Raw genomic sequence first — 15,412 nt, 5'->3', positions numbered from 1 at the left:
CAGCTATCGTGATCGCCATTCGCCGTTCGCCATAAATCTGCAAGCAGCTTTCTGGCTCACTTGCGCTCATTATATCATAATTCTTCACATCACGGGACATCACCTGCACCTCTTCTCCGTTACTGTTCACGCATACGTGCCCAGTAACGGAATTTGCCGTGGCTTCGCATTTAAATACGGCAAATTCCTGCTGCCACCACGTTTTCTTACGGCACTTTCGGTTCCAAAAGTGCCTACCCGTGAATACTCTCCCCTTGAGCCAAATAATTATTATTCCTACGGTTGATTTTTTCGGAATTATTCTGTATAATGAAAATAAATTTACAATTTAACGCGTTAAACCTCAACGCATTAAATTCAAAAAAGCACAACTTTCACATTAGGGAGGAACTATGTTATGAGCGAAGACAAAAAATTAAACATGCCTCAGTCGCTTCTGCTTCTGCTCCTGATCATCGGAGCGGTTGCAGTCTGCATCCGGCTGAAAACGGGCGGACCGATGATTGGACTATTTATGAGCTGGATCATCATCTATCTGTTTTGTAAGGTATTACGCATAAATTATGAGCATGTTGTAAACGGCGCTTACGACGCGATCCGGGTTGTCGTTCCTACCCTGTGCCTGCTCATGGCAATCGGCGTTATGATCGGTACCTGGCTGCAAAGCGGCACGATTGCAACCATCATTGTCGGCGGCTTAAAACTGATCAACCCGACCTGGCTGCTGCCTCTGACCCTGATTTTCTGTGCCGTATTAAGCCTTGTGACCGGAACCTCCTACGGTTCCGTCGGCAGTGCCGGTGTTGCCATGATGGCAATCGGCAACGCGATGGGCATCCATCCTGGCATGGTGGCAGGTGCTGTCATCTGCGGCGCGATGTTCGGTGACAAATTAAGCCCGCTTTCCGACACAACCAACCTGGCTCCAGCGGTTGCTGGCTCTAAATTAAACGACCACGTGCGTTCCATGCTCTGGACCACGCTTCCGACCTTTGTCATCAGCCTGGTTCTCTTTGTAATTCTTGGCATCAGCCAGACTTCAGGAAACTATGAAACTGGAAATCTTCTGACATACATCGATGCCCTGCAAGGTGAGTTTAAACTTGGCTTCATCACTCTGCTGCCAGCCATCGCAATCATTATTCTGCTTTTATGCAAAGTAAACGCGGTTGTCTCCCTTGGTCTTTCCGCCATCTGCGCCGGAGCTGTCTCTTTCTTCTATCAGGGCGCAACTTTGCAGAGTATCATCCGTGTTGCTTACAACGGATACAGTACCAGCATTGAGGAAGGTATTTTACAGACCATCTTAAACCGCGGCGGTATGAGCAGCATGCTTCAGTATGTGGCAATCATCTGCTTTGCAGTTGGTATGGGCGGTATGCTGGATCGCCTCGGCGTTCTCGGCAATCTCTTAAACGCCATCGTAAATCACATCAACAGCGATGGCAGCCTGATTGCAGCAAGCCTTTTAGTCGGCTATGTAACCAGCTTAATCAGCTGTTCCCAGCCGATGTCCCACGTCCTGACTGGAAATATGATGAAACCGCTGTTCAAATCCAGAAAAATCGCACCGGAAATCCTTTCCCGTACCCTTGAGGACGCAGGTACTTTATCCGGTCCGATGATTCCGTGGCACGGTTACTGTGTATACATGTCTGGAACCCTCGGCGTTGCCTGGTCAGTATTTTTCCCATACCTGTTCTTACTGTACTTAACTCCTTTGTTCAGTATTTTCTATGGATTTACGGGAATCTCCATCCGGCATACAGACGACGCTCAAAATTAAACCTTTCACTTGATGAAAACAAAAGGATCGAAACATATATTCAGCCTTTGACACAGTGTTTACCTGTGCAAAGGCTGAACACATCTAATTTGCCCGAACTTTTTTCATGATTTCGCGCAAAATATATTACATATGAATTTAGGAGATGAATATTTATGATGGAAACAAAGCTTGTACTTCTCGGAACCGGTACCCCGAATGCCTGCCCGAATGCCAGCGGTCCTTCTTCTGCAGTTGTCGTAGGCGACCGCGCTTATCTTGTAGATTTTGGTCCTGGCGTTGTCCGTCAGGCGGCGAAAGCATACCAACAGGGAATTGATGCCCTGCGCCCGGACCGGCTGATGATCGCATTCTGCACACATCTGCACACCGACCACACGGCCGGCTATCCGGATCTCATTTTTACCCCGTGGGTGCTGGAACGCCCGAAGCCGCTGAAAGTATTCGGTCCAAAAGGCATCCAGAACATGACCGAACATATTTTAAAAGCATATGAGACGGACATCGACTTCCGTATCCACGGCTTTGAAAAAGCCAACGAAAATGGCTACAAAGTCGAAACTACCGATATCCAGCCTGGTATCATTTATCAGGATGACCGCGTGACGGTTGAGGCATTTCCAGTCAGCCACGGTACGCTTGAAAGCTACGGATTTAAGTTTACAACACCGGATAAGGTGATCGTGATCAGCGGTGACACGGCTCCGCTTGAGATCGTGGCGCAGAAAGCGGAAGGCTGCGATATTCTCCTCCATGAGGTCGAGTACACCGCCGGACTCTCCGCCAGAGAGCCAAAATGGCAGAAATACCACCAGGAAGTTCACACTCTCAGCGTTGATCTGGCAAAGATTGCCGCCAAAGCGCACCCGCGGCTTCTGGTTACCTACCACCGTATCTATCACATGGAAATCCAGGACAACACCCGCGATGTCGAGGCTGAGATGGCGCGCAGAAACACCGCCATTTTGCAGGAAATCCGTGATGCCGGATATGAAGGTGCCGTTGTAAATGGACAGGATTTAGATGTATTCTAAGAAAAATTTAAGGGGCTGTGAAATAAGTCCCTAAACAAAATGGGAATGTAAAAACTCAATCGAATTTTTTTACATCCCCATTTCGTTTTATCTTCTACGCCAACATCATCCGGTCATTATCAAATGCCTTCTTCTTTTTCTCCGCATAGCAGTCTAAAAGGTCATTCACCCCCATTTTCGCTCTCTCCTCACCGCCCAGATCCAGGATGATCCGGCCTTCATCGAGCATGATCGTCCGATTTCCGGTCGTGAGCGCCTGCGACAGATTGTGGGTGATCATCAGCGTCGTCAGATGGTTTTCCGACACAATCGACCGCGTGATCTCCATGACCTTATCCGCCGTCGCCGGGTCAAGCGCCGCTGTGTGCTCATCCAGAAGAAGGAGCTTTGGCATGACAAGCGTACACATGAGAAGCGTCACAACCTGTCTCTGACCACCTGACAGAAGCCCTACCTTCGTCTTCATACGGTTTTCCAGATCCATATGGTACTTCTCAAGCTCTGTCCGGAATAGATCCTTTTCCTGTTTGCGGACCGCACTTCGAAATGGCTTCCGATCCTTCCGGGTATATGCCAGCGCCAGATTTTCCTCGATCGTCAGATGTGGCGCCGTTCCTTTCATCGGATCCTGGAACACGCGCCCGATCTGACGCGCCCTACGATGCTCCGACAGAAAAGTGATATCCTGACCATCCAGGAAAATCTGTCCCTGATCCAGCCAGTAATTGCCGCAGATCGCATTAAAAAGCGTCGATTTTCCCGCTCCGTTGGAACCGATGATCGTCACGAACTCCCCATCATCCAGATGCAGGTCCAGTCCGTTCAAAGCGTGGTGCTCGCTCGCCGTACCAGCGGAAAATACTTTGGTTGCCTGTTTTACATCTAACATAGTACATCTCCATCTTTTATCCCTGTTTGTAACTGCTTTCCAGGTTATTATTTACACATATCTTTTTCTCTCGTCCGCTTCATCTTTGAAAGCCCCATCTGATAACGGATCGCCGGAAGCGCCAGCGCCGCCGCTACGATGCACGCTGATACCAGTTTTAACGCATATGCCGGAAAAATCTGGCTCTTGGTTGCCGCTGCGATGATATAACGGTAGATGATCGAACCGAAAATCGAGGAAAAAAATCCGATTTCCAGACCTCTTTTTCCAACAATCACCTCGCCAATGATGACCGATGCCAGACCTACGACCAGCATACCGGAACCGGAGTTTACATCCGCAAATCCCTGATACTGGGCAATCAGACCGCCGCTGACCGCTACCAGTGCATTGCTGAATGCCAGCGCCGTGATTTTCATCGCGTCTACATTGATGGAGGACGCGCTCACCATCGCCTCATTATCGCCCGTCGCCCGGATGCAGAGTCCCAGATGCGTCCGGAAGAAAAGAATCAGCAGCACCAGGCAGACTGCTGCTGCCGCGATCGCAATCACAAGTCTTGCCGCCTCCTTTGAAAGTCCCAGGCTTTCTGCCGCTTTAAATATGGTCGGAACATTGATGAGGGAAATATTCGGGCTGCTTCCCATCACAATCAGGTTGATGGTGTAAAGCCCGCACATTGTGAGGATGCCAGCTAATACCGCATGAATCCCCATCTTCGTCTGGAGTACGCCTGTCACACAGCCAGCCAGCGCCCCGGCCACAGCTGCTGCCACGACCCCGGCAACCGGATGCCCCGCCAGCGTGCAGACTGCCGAGGCTGCCAGTCCCAGCGTAAAACTCCCCTCCGCCGTCAGATCCGGAATATTTAAAATGCGGAATGTGACGTATATTCCAAGCGCCAGTATTCCATATAAAAATCCCAACTGCAGGGATCCGATCACCAGTGTCATGTGTGCTTCCTCCTATTTTCAAGTTCGTTTGTAATTACTCCGCAAATTTCCACAATCAATGAATGTGTGTACCAGCCAGACTGCTCTATATCTTACTCCGCATCCTTTACAAAGGTTGCCTCGTTCTGCACCTCATCCGAGAATGTGATTTCCAGTGCATCGGCTGTATCCTGATTGATTACCATATTGGAAGCCGGTACCACAACAGTTGCAATATCCTCCATCGCAGTTCCGTTTAAGTATTCCAGTGCCATATCTGCGGTCTGTGCGCCGATCTCGGTATCGCTGATCGCAATCGTTGCAAATGCACCGGAATCAACCATAACAGCGGAGCTTCCATATACCGGAATCTTCGCATCTCTTGCCACTTCCGTTACCATCGGCATTGCACTCTGGATGACACTGTCATTCGGTACGAAAATCGCGTCAACCTCGCCCGCTAAAGACTGTGCCGCCTGCTGTACTTCAGATGAGTTCGTAACAACCGCCTCTTTATAGGAAAGTCCCTGATCGTCTAAATATTTTTTTGCATTCTCCACGGTGCTGACGGAATTGATCTCACTTGTATTATACAACATTCCGTAGGTCTTACAATCTGGTGTCAGCTTATCGCTCAGTGCGAAAATATCCTCAACCGGAATCGCATTGGAAGTACCGGTTGCATTCTTATCCGGCTTTTCCATATCGGTAATGACACCCGCGCCGACCGGATTGGAAACAGCGATAAAGAATACCGGAATATCCGTCTCCAGGTTTACCATCGCCTGAGTCGCCGGAGTCGCAATCGTTGCAATCAGGTCAACACCGCTGTCTGCCATCTCCTGGCAGATGGTATTCAGCGCTGCCGCATCGCCCTGTGCATTTTTGTAAACAATATCGACTTTACCACCTGTATATTTTTCAGTCAGCTCCTCCGAGAAACCATCGCGCATATCTGCAAATGCACCGTTATCAATCATCTGGATCACGCCAACCTTGATATCGCCCTTTGCCTCGCTGGCTGCTGCCTCCGATGTATCTCCATTTTCAGAAGCCGCCTCAGAATCAGCCGCTGCTGTCGTCTCTGCCGCATTCGAGCCGCCACAGCCTGCCATCGTCAATGCCATTGCCGCTGCCATCGCTGCTGCTGTGCCTCTTTTTGCCATCATTCCAAATCCATTCATTTTTCTCATAATACTCTCCCTTTCCGCCATCCTGGCTCTTGCTGATTTTGATTCCCAACGAAATATAAAATCCCCGGCGCAGACAAACTCCTGCGCCGGGGACGAATAAACAAACATCGTGGTGCCACCCCTGTTCTCAGACCTTCAAACTTTATATATAAAAAGCAGATATTCTCACACAATGGAAAATATCTGCCATCCAGTCTGACTCATTCTACGGTACGGAAAACATAGACGTGATTGATAATGCGAAATCAGATATGCTCTCGATACCCTACCCTTTAACGCAGAGCTACGGCTGCAGCTACTCGAATCACTCTTTCACCTCGCATCTCCCAAATCCATTCCATACAGCCCTTCATACCGGTTTCCACCAAGCCCGGCTCTCTGTGATGTACCTCTGTATGTACTCGTTTTGTTCATTGACTTTGTAGTGTCGTATTTAATTTTTTCATAGTTTACCACTATGTTTTTAAGTTGTCAACCCTATTTTCGAATTTTTCTTTATCATCGGCAAAATCGGGTTACTGTTCACAGGTAGGCACTTTTGGAACCGAAAGTGCCGTAAGAAAACGTGGTGGCAGCAGGAATTTGCCGTATTTAAATGCGAAGCCACGGCAAATTCCGTTACTGGGCACGTATGCGTGAACAGTAACAAAATCGGCTGCCCGCGCGTTGCTGTACGGCACTTGCAGTTTCAAACGTGCCAATTTGTGAGGATATATTAGAACAATACTTCTCCGATAATCTCCACCGCATCGCTGATGCAGTCCGGACAGGCACGCAGCACCTTTCCCGTTTCCACACCCTTCAAATCCCTACAGACCACGCTCTGGTTCTTCTCAAGGAAACGCGCGATGCACTCTCTGGCATCCTTATAAGAAACCGCCTTCGAATTCGCCAGCTCCAGATCCCCGGTACTATCCTTCAGCCCCGCCAGCACAGTCGCCGCCGAAATGGCCCCGCAGGTACCATTCATGCCGCCCATGCCAAGACCAAGCCCCTCCGTCACCTTAAACAGCGCCACCTTGTCCAAATCCACCTTATCCGCAAACGCACACGCCACCGACTGGGCACAATTATACCCCATTGCATGAAACTGAGCCGCCTGCTGCTGACGCGCTGAAATCTCCTCTTTTGTCATACTGATACCTCCTAAAATTTTCTTAATCTGCTAAATTTTTTATATTGTACTATTTATGCCAATTATAACATACATTCCCACTTTTTAAACACCCCAAAAAGCATACAACATACAGCGCCAGAAGCCAAATGCCCTCCGTTGCATTTGCAGGAGTCTTGGTAACTCTTGGCTCGCAGAGATTTGTGTTAGAGTTCAAAATACACCTGTCTGAGCGAAGCGAGTTTGTATTTTGGACTCTGCTTTTAACAAATCTATGCAAGCCTAGTGTTACCGGCTCCGAAACCGCAACGGAGGGCATTTGGCTTCTGGCGCGTCACCTTGCCATTTTTATGCATTTCTATATATTTCTATTTCATCAGCGTAACCATAACCGCCTTCTGGGCATGCAACCGGTTTTCCGCCTCTTCAAAGATCTCAGACGCATGTTCTTCAAAGATCTTCTCGGTAATCTCCTGTCCACGGTAAGCCGGCAGACAGTGCATTACCATCGCCCCCGGTTTTGCCGCAGCCATCAGTTCATCATTGATCTGATATCCCTGGAATGCCTGCTGGCGGATCTTCTTCTCTTCTTCCTGACCCATGGAAGTCCATGTATCTGTGATGACAACGTCTGCATTTTCCACTGCCTTGATCGGATCATTTACCAGTGTAAATGCGTCATTGCCAGCTGCGAAATCCAGCACTTCTTTCGCCGGACGGTAATTATCCGGAGTTGCGATAGATACCTGCATATCCGATTTCAGACCGCCTACGATCAGGGAGTTCGCCATGTTGTTGCCGTCGCCGATGTAACACATCTTGAGCCCTTTCAGTACGCCGTATTTCTCACGGATCGTCATCAGATCAGCCAGTACCTGGCACGGATGGCAGAAATCAGTCAGACCGTTGATGATCGGGATAGAACCGTATTTTGCCAGATCCTCCACTTCTTTCTGCTCGTAGGTACGGATCATGATGCCGTCCAGATAACGGGAGAGTACGCGTGCGGTATCCTGTACCGGCTCACCGCGTCCGATCTGTAAGTCGCGGGAGGAAAGGAACAGTGCCTGTCCGCCGAGCTGGAACATACCGGTCTCAAACGAAACTCTGGTACGGGTGGATGACTTCTGGAAAATCAGACCGATGGATTTGCCCTCCAGAAGACGATGTGAAATGTGATGTTTCCGCTCATATTTTAACTGATCTGCCAGATCCAGAATCGAGGTAATCTCCTCCGGTGTGCAGTCCAACAGCTTTAATAAATGCTTCATGTCTAAAATACCTCCCTCATAGCAGCGATTGCCTCGTCCATCTCCTCTTTCGTGATAACAAGCGGCGGAAGCAGACGGATCGCCTCTGTACCGGCTGTCAGAACCAGGACGCCTTTCTCCATCAGCTGACTGACCATCGCAGCTCTCTCGTCTTTGTCCACTACGATGCCTAACATCAGTCCCATGCCACGAACGGTTTTTACCTTCGGAGAACCGATCGCTAAAATCTCCTTTTTCAGGTACTCGCCCTTTTCCTGAACCGATTTCAGGAATTCCAGCTTATTTACGATATCTAATACGGTATTGGCAGCCGCACAGCAGAGCGGATTGCCGCCGAAGGTTGTACCGTGCGTACCGGCGCCCAGTACATCCTGGCATTTCTTATCCGCCATGACAGCACCGATCGGAACGCCGCCGCCGAGTCCTTTTGCCATGCTGATGATGTTCGGCTGAACGCCGTACTGCTCATAGCAGAACAGGCTTCCGGTACGTCCGATGCCCGTCTGAACCTCGTCAATCAGAAGCAGGATGTCCTTCTCCTTGCAGATCTCGGCAGTTGCCTGTACAAATTTCTTATCAAGCGGAAGGACGCCGCCCTCGCCCTGAATCATCTCCATCATGACAGCGCAGGTCGTATCATCAATCTTGCGCTTCATGTCTTCGATATCATTGGCTGCCGCATAATCAAATCCTTCCGTGAATGGGAAGAAATACTGATGGAACTTGTCCTGTCCGGTTGCCTTTAATGTCGTCACGGTACGTCCGTGGAAGGACTGTTTCAGCGTGATAATCTTATTTCTTCCCTCGCCGTATTTGTCAAAGGAATACTTTCTTGCCAGCTTGATCATGCCCTCGTTGGCTTCCGCACCGGAGTTTGCAAAAAAGATTTTTCCCATTCCGGCTGCATCGACCAACTTCTTTGCTACCTGCACCATCGGCTCGGTGTAATACAGGTTGCAGGCGTGCATCAGCTTATGTGCCTGCTCCGATACCGCAGTCGTCAGCGCCTCGTTGTCATGGCCAAGACTGTTGACACCGATGCCAGAGGTCAGATCAATGTATTTCTTTCCGTCCGTATCCCACAGCGTCGCGCCTTTTCCGTGATCCAGCGCAATCGGGAAACGTCCGTATGTGTGCATAATATAAGTTTCTTCGCCCTGTTTGATTTCTTCAAATGTCATAAAAATCCTCCATGCATCTTTCAAACTTTGTTTACGAGAACATGGTTCCTACACCGTCATCGCTCAAAAGCTCGACCAGAATCGAGTGCGGCACACGACCATCCTGGATATTGGCACGTTCTACACCCTGGCGTACTGCCTCAACACAGCAGTCCACCTTCGGAATCATGCCGCCAGAGATCACACCCTCTTTGATAAGCGCCGGAACCTCAGAAACTTTCAGTCTCGGAATCAGTGTCGAATCGTCTTTCGGATCGCGCATCAGACCGCATACATCCGTCAGAAGAATCAGTTTTTTCGCTTTCAGTGCCACCGCCAGCTTCTCCGCTGCCGTATCTGCATTGATGTTATAGTTTGTCTCCTCGTCCATGCCTGCTGCCACGGAGGAAACAACCGGGATAAAGCCCTCATTTAAAACATCGAGAACGACTTTCTCATTGACTTCTTTAATATCTCCCACATAGCCGTATTCCGTTCCATCCGGATCGACTAACTGGATCGCCTTGAAGAGTCCGCCGTCCATGCCGCCCAGACCAACGGCATGTCCGCCTGCTTTCTCAAACAGGGAAACAAGGTTTTTGTTAACCTTGCCGCAGAGAATCATCTGGACAATATCCATCGTCTCGCGGTCTGTGTAGCGCAGACCTTTGACAAATTTAGACTCTTTTCCGGTTTTTTTGAGCATCTCCGAAATCTCCGGACCGCCGCCGTGTACCAGCACGACCTTGATTCCTACCAGATTTAAAAGGACGATATCCTCGATCACCGCCTGCTTTAAATCTTCATTAATCATGGCGTTTCCGCCGTATTTTACAACGATAATTTTACCTGCATATTCCTGAATATAAGGCAGTGCCTCTACCAGGACTTCTGCGCTCATTTTTGATCCTGTTTTCATCACGTCCGATAATCTCCATTAATCTTCACATAATCATAGGTCAAATCGCATCCCCAGCAGGTAGCTCTTCCGCTGCCTTCCTGAAGTGTTACATTGATCTCCACTTCATCCTGGCTTAAGATTTTCTTTGCCAGATCTTCATCAAAATCAAGTCCTCTGCCGTCCTCACAGACCGCAATGCTGCCCTCTTTGGAAGCAAACTCGACTAACACTTTCTCCGTGTTAAACTCAGCTCCGGAATAGCCCATCGCGCAGAGAACGCGTCCCCAGTTCGCATCGGAACCGAACATTGCTGCTTTGGTCAGGGAAGAACCGGCGATGGATTTTGCCAGTACCTCGGCTGTCTCCTCGTCCTTCGCTCCCTTCACGGTACAGGTCATCAGCTTGCTTGCGCCCTCGCCGTCTGCCGCAATCTTACGAGCCAGATCCTGCATAACCGTCTGCAATGCCTCGCGGAATGCCTCATATGCCGGATCTTCTGCAGTAATCTCCGCATTGCCAGCCATACCATTTGCCAGAACGGTACACATATCGTTGGTGGAAGTATCGCCGTCAACAGTCACACGGTTGAAGGTACGTTTTACATTGAATAACAGCGCCTTGCGGATCATCTCGCTGCTGACTGCACAATCGGTTGTGATGAAGCACAGCATCGTTCCCATATTCGGGTGAATCATGCCGGAACCCTTACAGATACCGCCGATGTGGCAGGTTGTTCCATCTACATCAAATTCAACAGCGATCGTCTTCACTTTTGTATCGGTCGTCATGATCGCTTCTGCAGCTACCAGGGAGTTGTCATATTTCATCTCCATCTCGCCTGCATGAGCCTCGATCGCCTCAACCGGAAGCGTCTGACCGATGACGCCGGTCGATGCTACGATTACATTTTCCTCCGAAACGCCCAGCGCTCGCGCGCCTGCCTTTGCCTGTCTTCTTGCATTCTCCATGCCAAACGGAGCGCACGCATTCGCATTACCGGAATTGACAATAACCGCCTGTGCCTTTCCGTCGGCCAGATGTTCCTTTGTCAGTAAAATCGGTGATGCCTTGACGCGGTTGGTCGTATAAACCGCCGATGCGTTGCAGACACAGTCCGAAAGGATCATCGCCAGATCCTTTTTTGTATGAGATTTGCGGATTCCACAGCGCATCGCGCCCGCTTTAAATCCTTTTGCAGCACAAACACCGCCTTCGATTATCTTCATATGACATTCCTCCTGTCATTTTTATATAACTTCGCGTCTATAGTCCCCCGCAGCTATTTTATGGTTTTATCTCTCAACCCCAAAATATCTAAAAAAACCATCTGCCGTTCTTTTATTATAGCACTTTTCTATAGTGCCAGTCCAGCTGTCTCCTCAAATCCGAGCATCAGGTTCATGTTCTGAACGGCTGCGCCTGAAGCACCCTTTCCAAGATTATCAAAGAGCGCCGTCACCATGGTCTGTTCCCCGTGACCATTGACAATCAGCTCCAGACTGTCTCGACCTGCCATATCTGCCGCCGCGATCATACCGTCATATCCAAACGGATGTACCTTAATGAGCTTCTGTCCGTCATACCAGCCAGCCAGCTTCTCATAAATATCTTCCGCGGTCGGCCCGCCGTTTAAGAGGCGGTTCTGAAGCTGGATCGTGACCGCCATTCCTTTATAGTAGTCATCCACGATCGGACTAAAGACCGGCGGATAATCAAGTCCGCAGACCTTCTGCATCTCCGGTAGATGCTTATGTTTCAGCGTCAGACCATAAATACGGGGTGCGAAATAGCTCTGCGGCTTCTCCGGCGATTCATACTCGGCAATCATCTTTTTACCGCCGCCGGAATAGCCGGTCAGGGAAAAGACTGTCATCGGATAATCCTTCGGGATGATCCCCTGCGCCACCAGCGGATAAACGGAAGTGATAAATCCAGTTGCATGGCAGCCTGGATTCGCCACCCGGCTGGATGTTTTGATCGCCTCGCGGTGCTCCTTTGAAAGTTCCGCCATGCCGTACGCCCATCCTTTGGCTGTCCGGTGCGCGGTAGATGCATCAATGATGCGCGCCCCAGAACCTTCCGCCAGTGCAACTGCCTCAACCGCTGCCGCATCCGGCAGGCACAGGAATACGATATCCGCCGCATGAATCAGCTTTCTTCGCTCTTCCGTGTCCTTGCGCTTTGCCTCATCGATCAGAAGCAGCTCGATGTCCTCTCTTTTCGCCAGACGATCGTAAATCTGCAGCCCGGTTGTTCCTTCTTTTCCGTCTATATAAATCTTCGGTTTCGCCATTGTTCGTCCCCCGTTTCCTGTCCTACTCCTGAACCTTGTGTTCGCTTACAAATTTCTCAATCACAGAAATCTGGCGGGTTACTTCTTCCGGAGCCGGTCCGCCGATTACCTTACGTCCACGTACACAGGTCTTCAAATCAATCGCTTCATATACGTCATTTTCAAAGACATCGGAATGTGTCTTGTACTCTTCCAGTGTCAGATCGGCTAAGGACTTGTCCTCACGTACACACTGGGCTACCAGCTGTCCGACGGTCTTGTATGCGTCACGGAACGGCATTCCCTTCTTGGTCAGGTAATCTGCACAGTCCGTTGCGTTGATGAAGCCTTTCAGAGCCGCTTTCTTCATATTGTCTTTCAGGATCTGCATCGTGGAGAACATTGGAGTCAGCACGCGCAGGCACTGTTTTACGGTGTCAATCGCATCAAAGACTGCCTCTTTGTCTTCCTGCATATCCTTGTTGTATGCCAGCGGAATACCCTTTAACATGGTAAGAAGGGTAAACAGATCGCCGTACACGCGACCGGTCTTGCCGCGGACCAGCTCGCAGACATCCGGATTCTTCTTCTGCGGCATGATGGAGGAACCGGTTGAAAATGCATCATCCAGCTCTACAAACTTGAACTCCCAGGAACACCAGGAAATAATCTCCTCAGAGAAACGGGACAGATGCATCATCAGAATGGATAACGCTGCCGTCAGCTCTACGCAGTAATCACGGTCGGAAACACCGTCTAAGGAGTTGTTGGTCACTCTGGCAAATCCAAGCTGCTGGCGTACAAAATCACGGTCGATCGGATAAGTCGTGGAAGCCAGCGCGCCGGATCCGAGCGGCATATCATCCATGCCCTCTAAGCAGTTTTCCAGACGGATCACATCACGGCGCATCATATTGGCATATGCCATCATATAATGTCCAAATGTAACCGGCTGTGCACGCTGCAGATGTGTATAACCCGGCATAACAGTTTCCAGATTGTTCTTTGCGCTCTCGCAGAGTGCTTCCATGAAATCGAGAATTTCCTTTTTGATCGCCACGATCTCTTTCTTCACGTAAAGACGCATATCCAGTGCAACCTGATCATTTCTGGATCTCGCTGTGTGAAGACGTTTTCCGGCATCGCCGATGCGCTCGGTCAGAATCTGCTCTACATTCATATGAATATCCTCATAATCCTGTGAGAAATGAATCTTACCTGCCTCAATATCCGCTAAGATACCTTTCAGTCCTTCGATAATCTTGTCAGATTCTTCCTTCGCAATGATGCCCTGCTTGCCCAGCATAGCCGCATGGGCCATGGAGCCTGTGATATCTTCCTTATAAAGACGACAGTCAAAGGAAATCGATGAGTTGAAATCATTTACCTCCAGATCTGTCTCTTTTCCGAATCGTCCTGCCCATAACTTTGCCATAAGTGTAAACTCCTTTTTATTCTCTGATTTAGAACCAATGCGACCATTGGAACCGGCAGATACCGGAAAACCAATGGTCACCATCGGCTGCGGGCTTGTCGCCTGCAGATTATTTATTATTTTCCTAAATTATTCTACGCTCGGAAAATGCTCGCCGGTCTTTGCTGCCAGAACTTCGTCGTTCAGGGCGCGAACCTTGATCGGAAGTCCGAACAGGTTGATGAATCCAGCGGAATCTGCCTGGTTGTAGCAGTCATCCTCATCAAATGTAGCCATGCCTGCGGAATACAGGGTGTATGGAGATGTAACAGATGCCGGAATGATGTTGCCCTTGTAAAGTTTCAGTTTTACATCACCGGTTACGGTCTCCTGTGTGGAATCAACAAACGCGCTCATTGCTTTGCGCAGCGGTGTGTACCACTGACCATTGTATACTAACTCAGCGAACTTGAGAGCCAGCTGCTGTTTGTAGTGCTGTGTCTCTTTGTCCAGAGTGATTTCTTCCAGTTTCTCATGAGCCTTGTAAAGGATAGCTCCACCAGGAGTCTCATATACACCACGGCTCTTCATGCCAACCAGACGGTTCTCTACAATATCCAGAAGTCCGCAGCCGTTCTCACCGCCTACCTTGTTCAGAACCTCGATTACCTTCTCTGCATCCATCTCTTCGCCGTTTACACTGGTCGGAACACCTTTCTCGAAGTGGATGGTTACATAAGTAGCTTTATCCGGTGCATTCTCCGGAGATACGCCTAACTCAAGGAATCCAGGTTTGTTGATCGGAGCCTCGTTTGCCGGATCCTCCAGATCCAGACCCTCATGGGACAGATGCCACAGGTTCTTATCCTTGGAGTAGTTGGTCTCTTTCGTAATCTTTAACGGAATGTTGTGAGCCTCTGCGTACTCGATCTCTTTTTCACGGGAATTCAGTTCCCAGAAACGCCACGGAGCGATAACATCCATCTGCGGAGCAAATGCCTTGATAGCCAGTTCGAAACGAACCTGATCGTTTCCTTTACCGGTACAGCCGTGGCAGATAGCGTCTGCGCCCTCTTTCTTCGCAATTTCAACGATTCTCTTAGCGATAATCGGACGAGCGAAGGAAGTACCTAACAGGTAATGCTCATAAGTAGCGCCAGCCTTCATGGTCGGGATGATGTACTCATCTACGAACTCTTTCTTCAGATCCTCGATGTACAGCTTGGAAGCACCTGTCTTTAATGCTTTCTCTTCCAGACCATCCAGCTCCGCACCCTGACCTACGTCAGCGGAAACTGCGATAACCTCACAGCCATAGTTTTCTTTCAGCCACGGGATTAAAACCGATGTGTCCAGACCACCTGAATATGCAAGAACAATTTTATTATATTTCTTAGCCATTTTTCATTTCCTCCAATCATTTGCCTGCGTGATGCTTTTTTCTTT

General features: G+C 49.4%; 13 protein-coding genes and 1 other annotated feature. Of the genes, 2 read left to right on the top strand and 11 right to left on the bottom strand.

The window, feature by feature from the left end; all coding sequences use genetic code 11:
• Positions 1–397 precede the first annotated feature (397 nt).
• Entirely contained in the window at positions 398–1,786 is a 1,389-nt protein-coding gene (gene nhaC / locus DW931_RS07000; RefSeq protein ID WP_107000099.1) for a Na+/H+ antiporter NhaC, read from the top strand.
• A gap of 155 nt (positions 1,787–1,941) precedes the next feature.
• Entirely contained in the window at positions 1,942–2,820 is an 879-nt protein-coding gene (locus DW931_RS06995; RefSeq protein ID WP_022358555.1) for an MBL fold metallo-hydrolase, read from the top strand.
• 94 nt (positions 2,821–2,914) lie between these two features.
• On the opposite strand, the gene DW931_RS06990 is transcribed toward DW931_RS06995, so the two are convergent.
• The 11 genes from DW931_RS06990 to DW931_RS06940 form a co-directional block, all read right to left on the bottom strand.
• Positions 2,915–3,709, bottom strand: coding sequence for an ATP-binding cassette domain-containing protein (locus DW931_RS06990; protein WP_117796464.1), 795 nt, complete (start codon positions 3,707–3,709; stop codon positions 2,915–2,917).
• Between the two features lie 47 nt (positions 3,710–3,756).
• Complete coding sequence (locus DW931_RS06985) at positions 3,757–4,662, bottom strand: ABC transporter permease (protein WP_118482046.1); 906 nt, start codon at positions 4,660–4,662, stop codon at positions 3,757–3,759.
• A gap of 92 nt (positions 4,663–4,754) precedes the next feature.
• On the bottom strand, positions 4,755–5,834 hold the full coding sequence (locus DW931_RS06980) for an ABC transporter substrate-binding protein (RefSeq protein ID WP_243015265.1): 1,080 nt from the start codon (positions 5,832–5,834) through the stop codon (positions 4,755–4,757).
• Positions 5,835–5,919: 85 nt separating this feature from the next.
• Positions 5,920–6,257, bottom strand: a binding site (T-box leader).
• 292 nt (positions 6,258–6,549) lie between these two features.
• Positions 6,550–6,969: a C-GCAxxG-C-C family protein gene (locus DW931_RS06975; protein ID WP_118482045.1), complete on the bottom strand. Its 420-nt coding sequence runs from the start codon at positions 6,967–6,969 to the stop codon at positions 6,550–6,552.
• 347 nt (positions 6,970–7,316) lie between these two features.
• Positions 7,317–8,219: an ornithine carbamoyltransferase gene (argF, locus tag DW931_RS06970; RefSeq protein ID WP_022358782.1), complete on the bottom strand. Its 903-nt coding sequence runs from the start codon at positions 8,217–8,219 to the stop codon at positions 7,317–7,319.
• Positions 8,220–8,221: 2 nt separating this feature from the next.
• Positions 8,222–9,400, bottom strand: a complete 1,179-nt coding sequence (locus DW931_RS06965) for an aspartate aminotransferase family protein (protein ID WP_118482044.1) — start codon at positions 9,398–9,400, stop codon at positions 8,222–8,224.
• Between the two features lie 31 nt (positions 9,401–9,431).
• Positions 9,432–10,280, bottom strand: a complete 849-nt coding sequence (gene argB, locus DW931_RS06960; protein WP_233430166.1) for an acetylglutamate kinase — start codon at positions 10,278–10,280, stop codon at positions 9,432–9,434.
• Positions 10,281–10,297: 17 nt separating this feature from the next.
• Positions 10,298–11,506: a bifunctional ornithine acetyltransferase/N-acetylglutamate synthase gene (gene argJ / locus DW931_RS06955; RefSeq protein WP_118482043.1), complete on the bottom strand. Its 1,209-nt coding sequence runs from the start codon at positions 11,504–11,506 to the stop codon at positions 10,298–10,300.
• A gap of 128 nt (positions 11,507–11,634) precedes the next feature.
• Positions 11,635–12,573, bottom strand: a complete 939-nt coding sequence (argC, locus tag DW931_RS06950) for an N-acetyl-gamma-glutamyl-phosphate reductase (protein ID WP_118482042.1) — start codon at positions 12,571–12,573, stop codon at positions 11,635–11,637.
• A gap of 22 nt (positions 12,574–12,595) precedes the next feature.
• Positions 12,596–13,987, bottom strand: coding sequence for an argininosuccinate lyase (argH, locus tag DW931_RS06945; protein ID WP_022358445.1), 1,392 nt, complete (start codon positions 13,985–13,987; stop codon positions 12,596–12,598).
• 129 nt (positions 13,988–14,116) lie between these two features.
• Positions 14,117–15,367, bottom strand: coding sequence for an argininosuccinate synthase (locus tag DW931_RS06940; protein ID WP_022358444.1), 1,251 nt, complete (start codon positions 15,365–15,367; stop codon positions 14,117–14,119).
• Between the last annotated feature and the right edge of the window lie 45 nt (positions 15,368–15,412).

Source organism: Clostridium sp. AM43-3BH (assembly GCF_003479985.1).
In the GTDB taxonomy this organism is placed as follows: domain Bacteria; phylum Bacillota; class Clostridia; order Lachnospirales; family Lachnospiraceae; genus Otoolea; species Otoolea fessa.
Note: the sequence above shows the minus strand (reverse complement) of the source record. Positions and strands in the feature narration are given on the sequence as shown.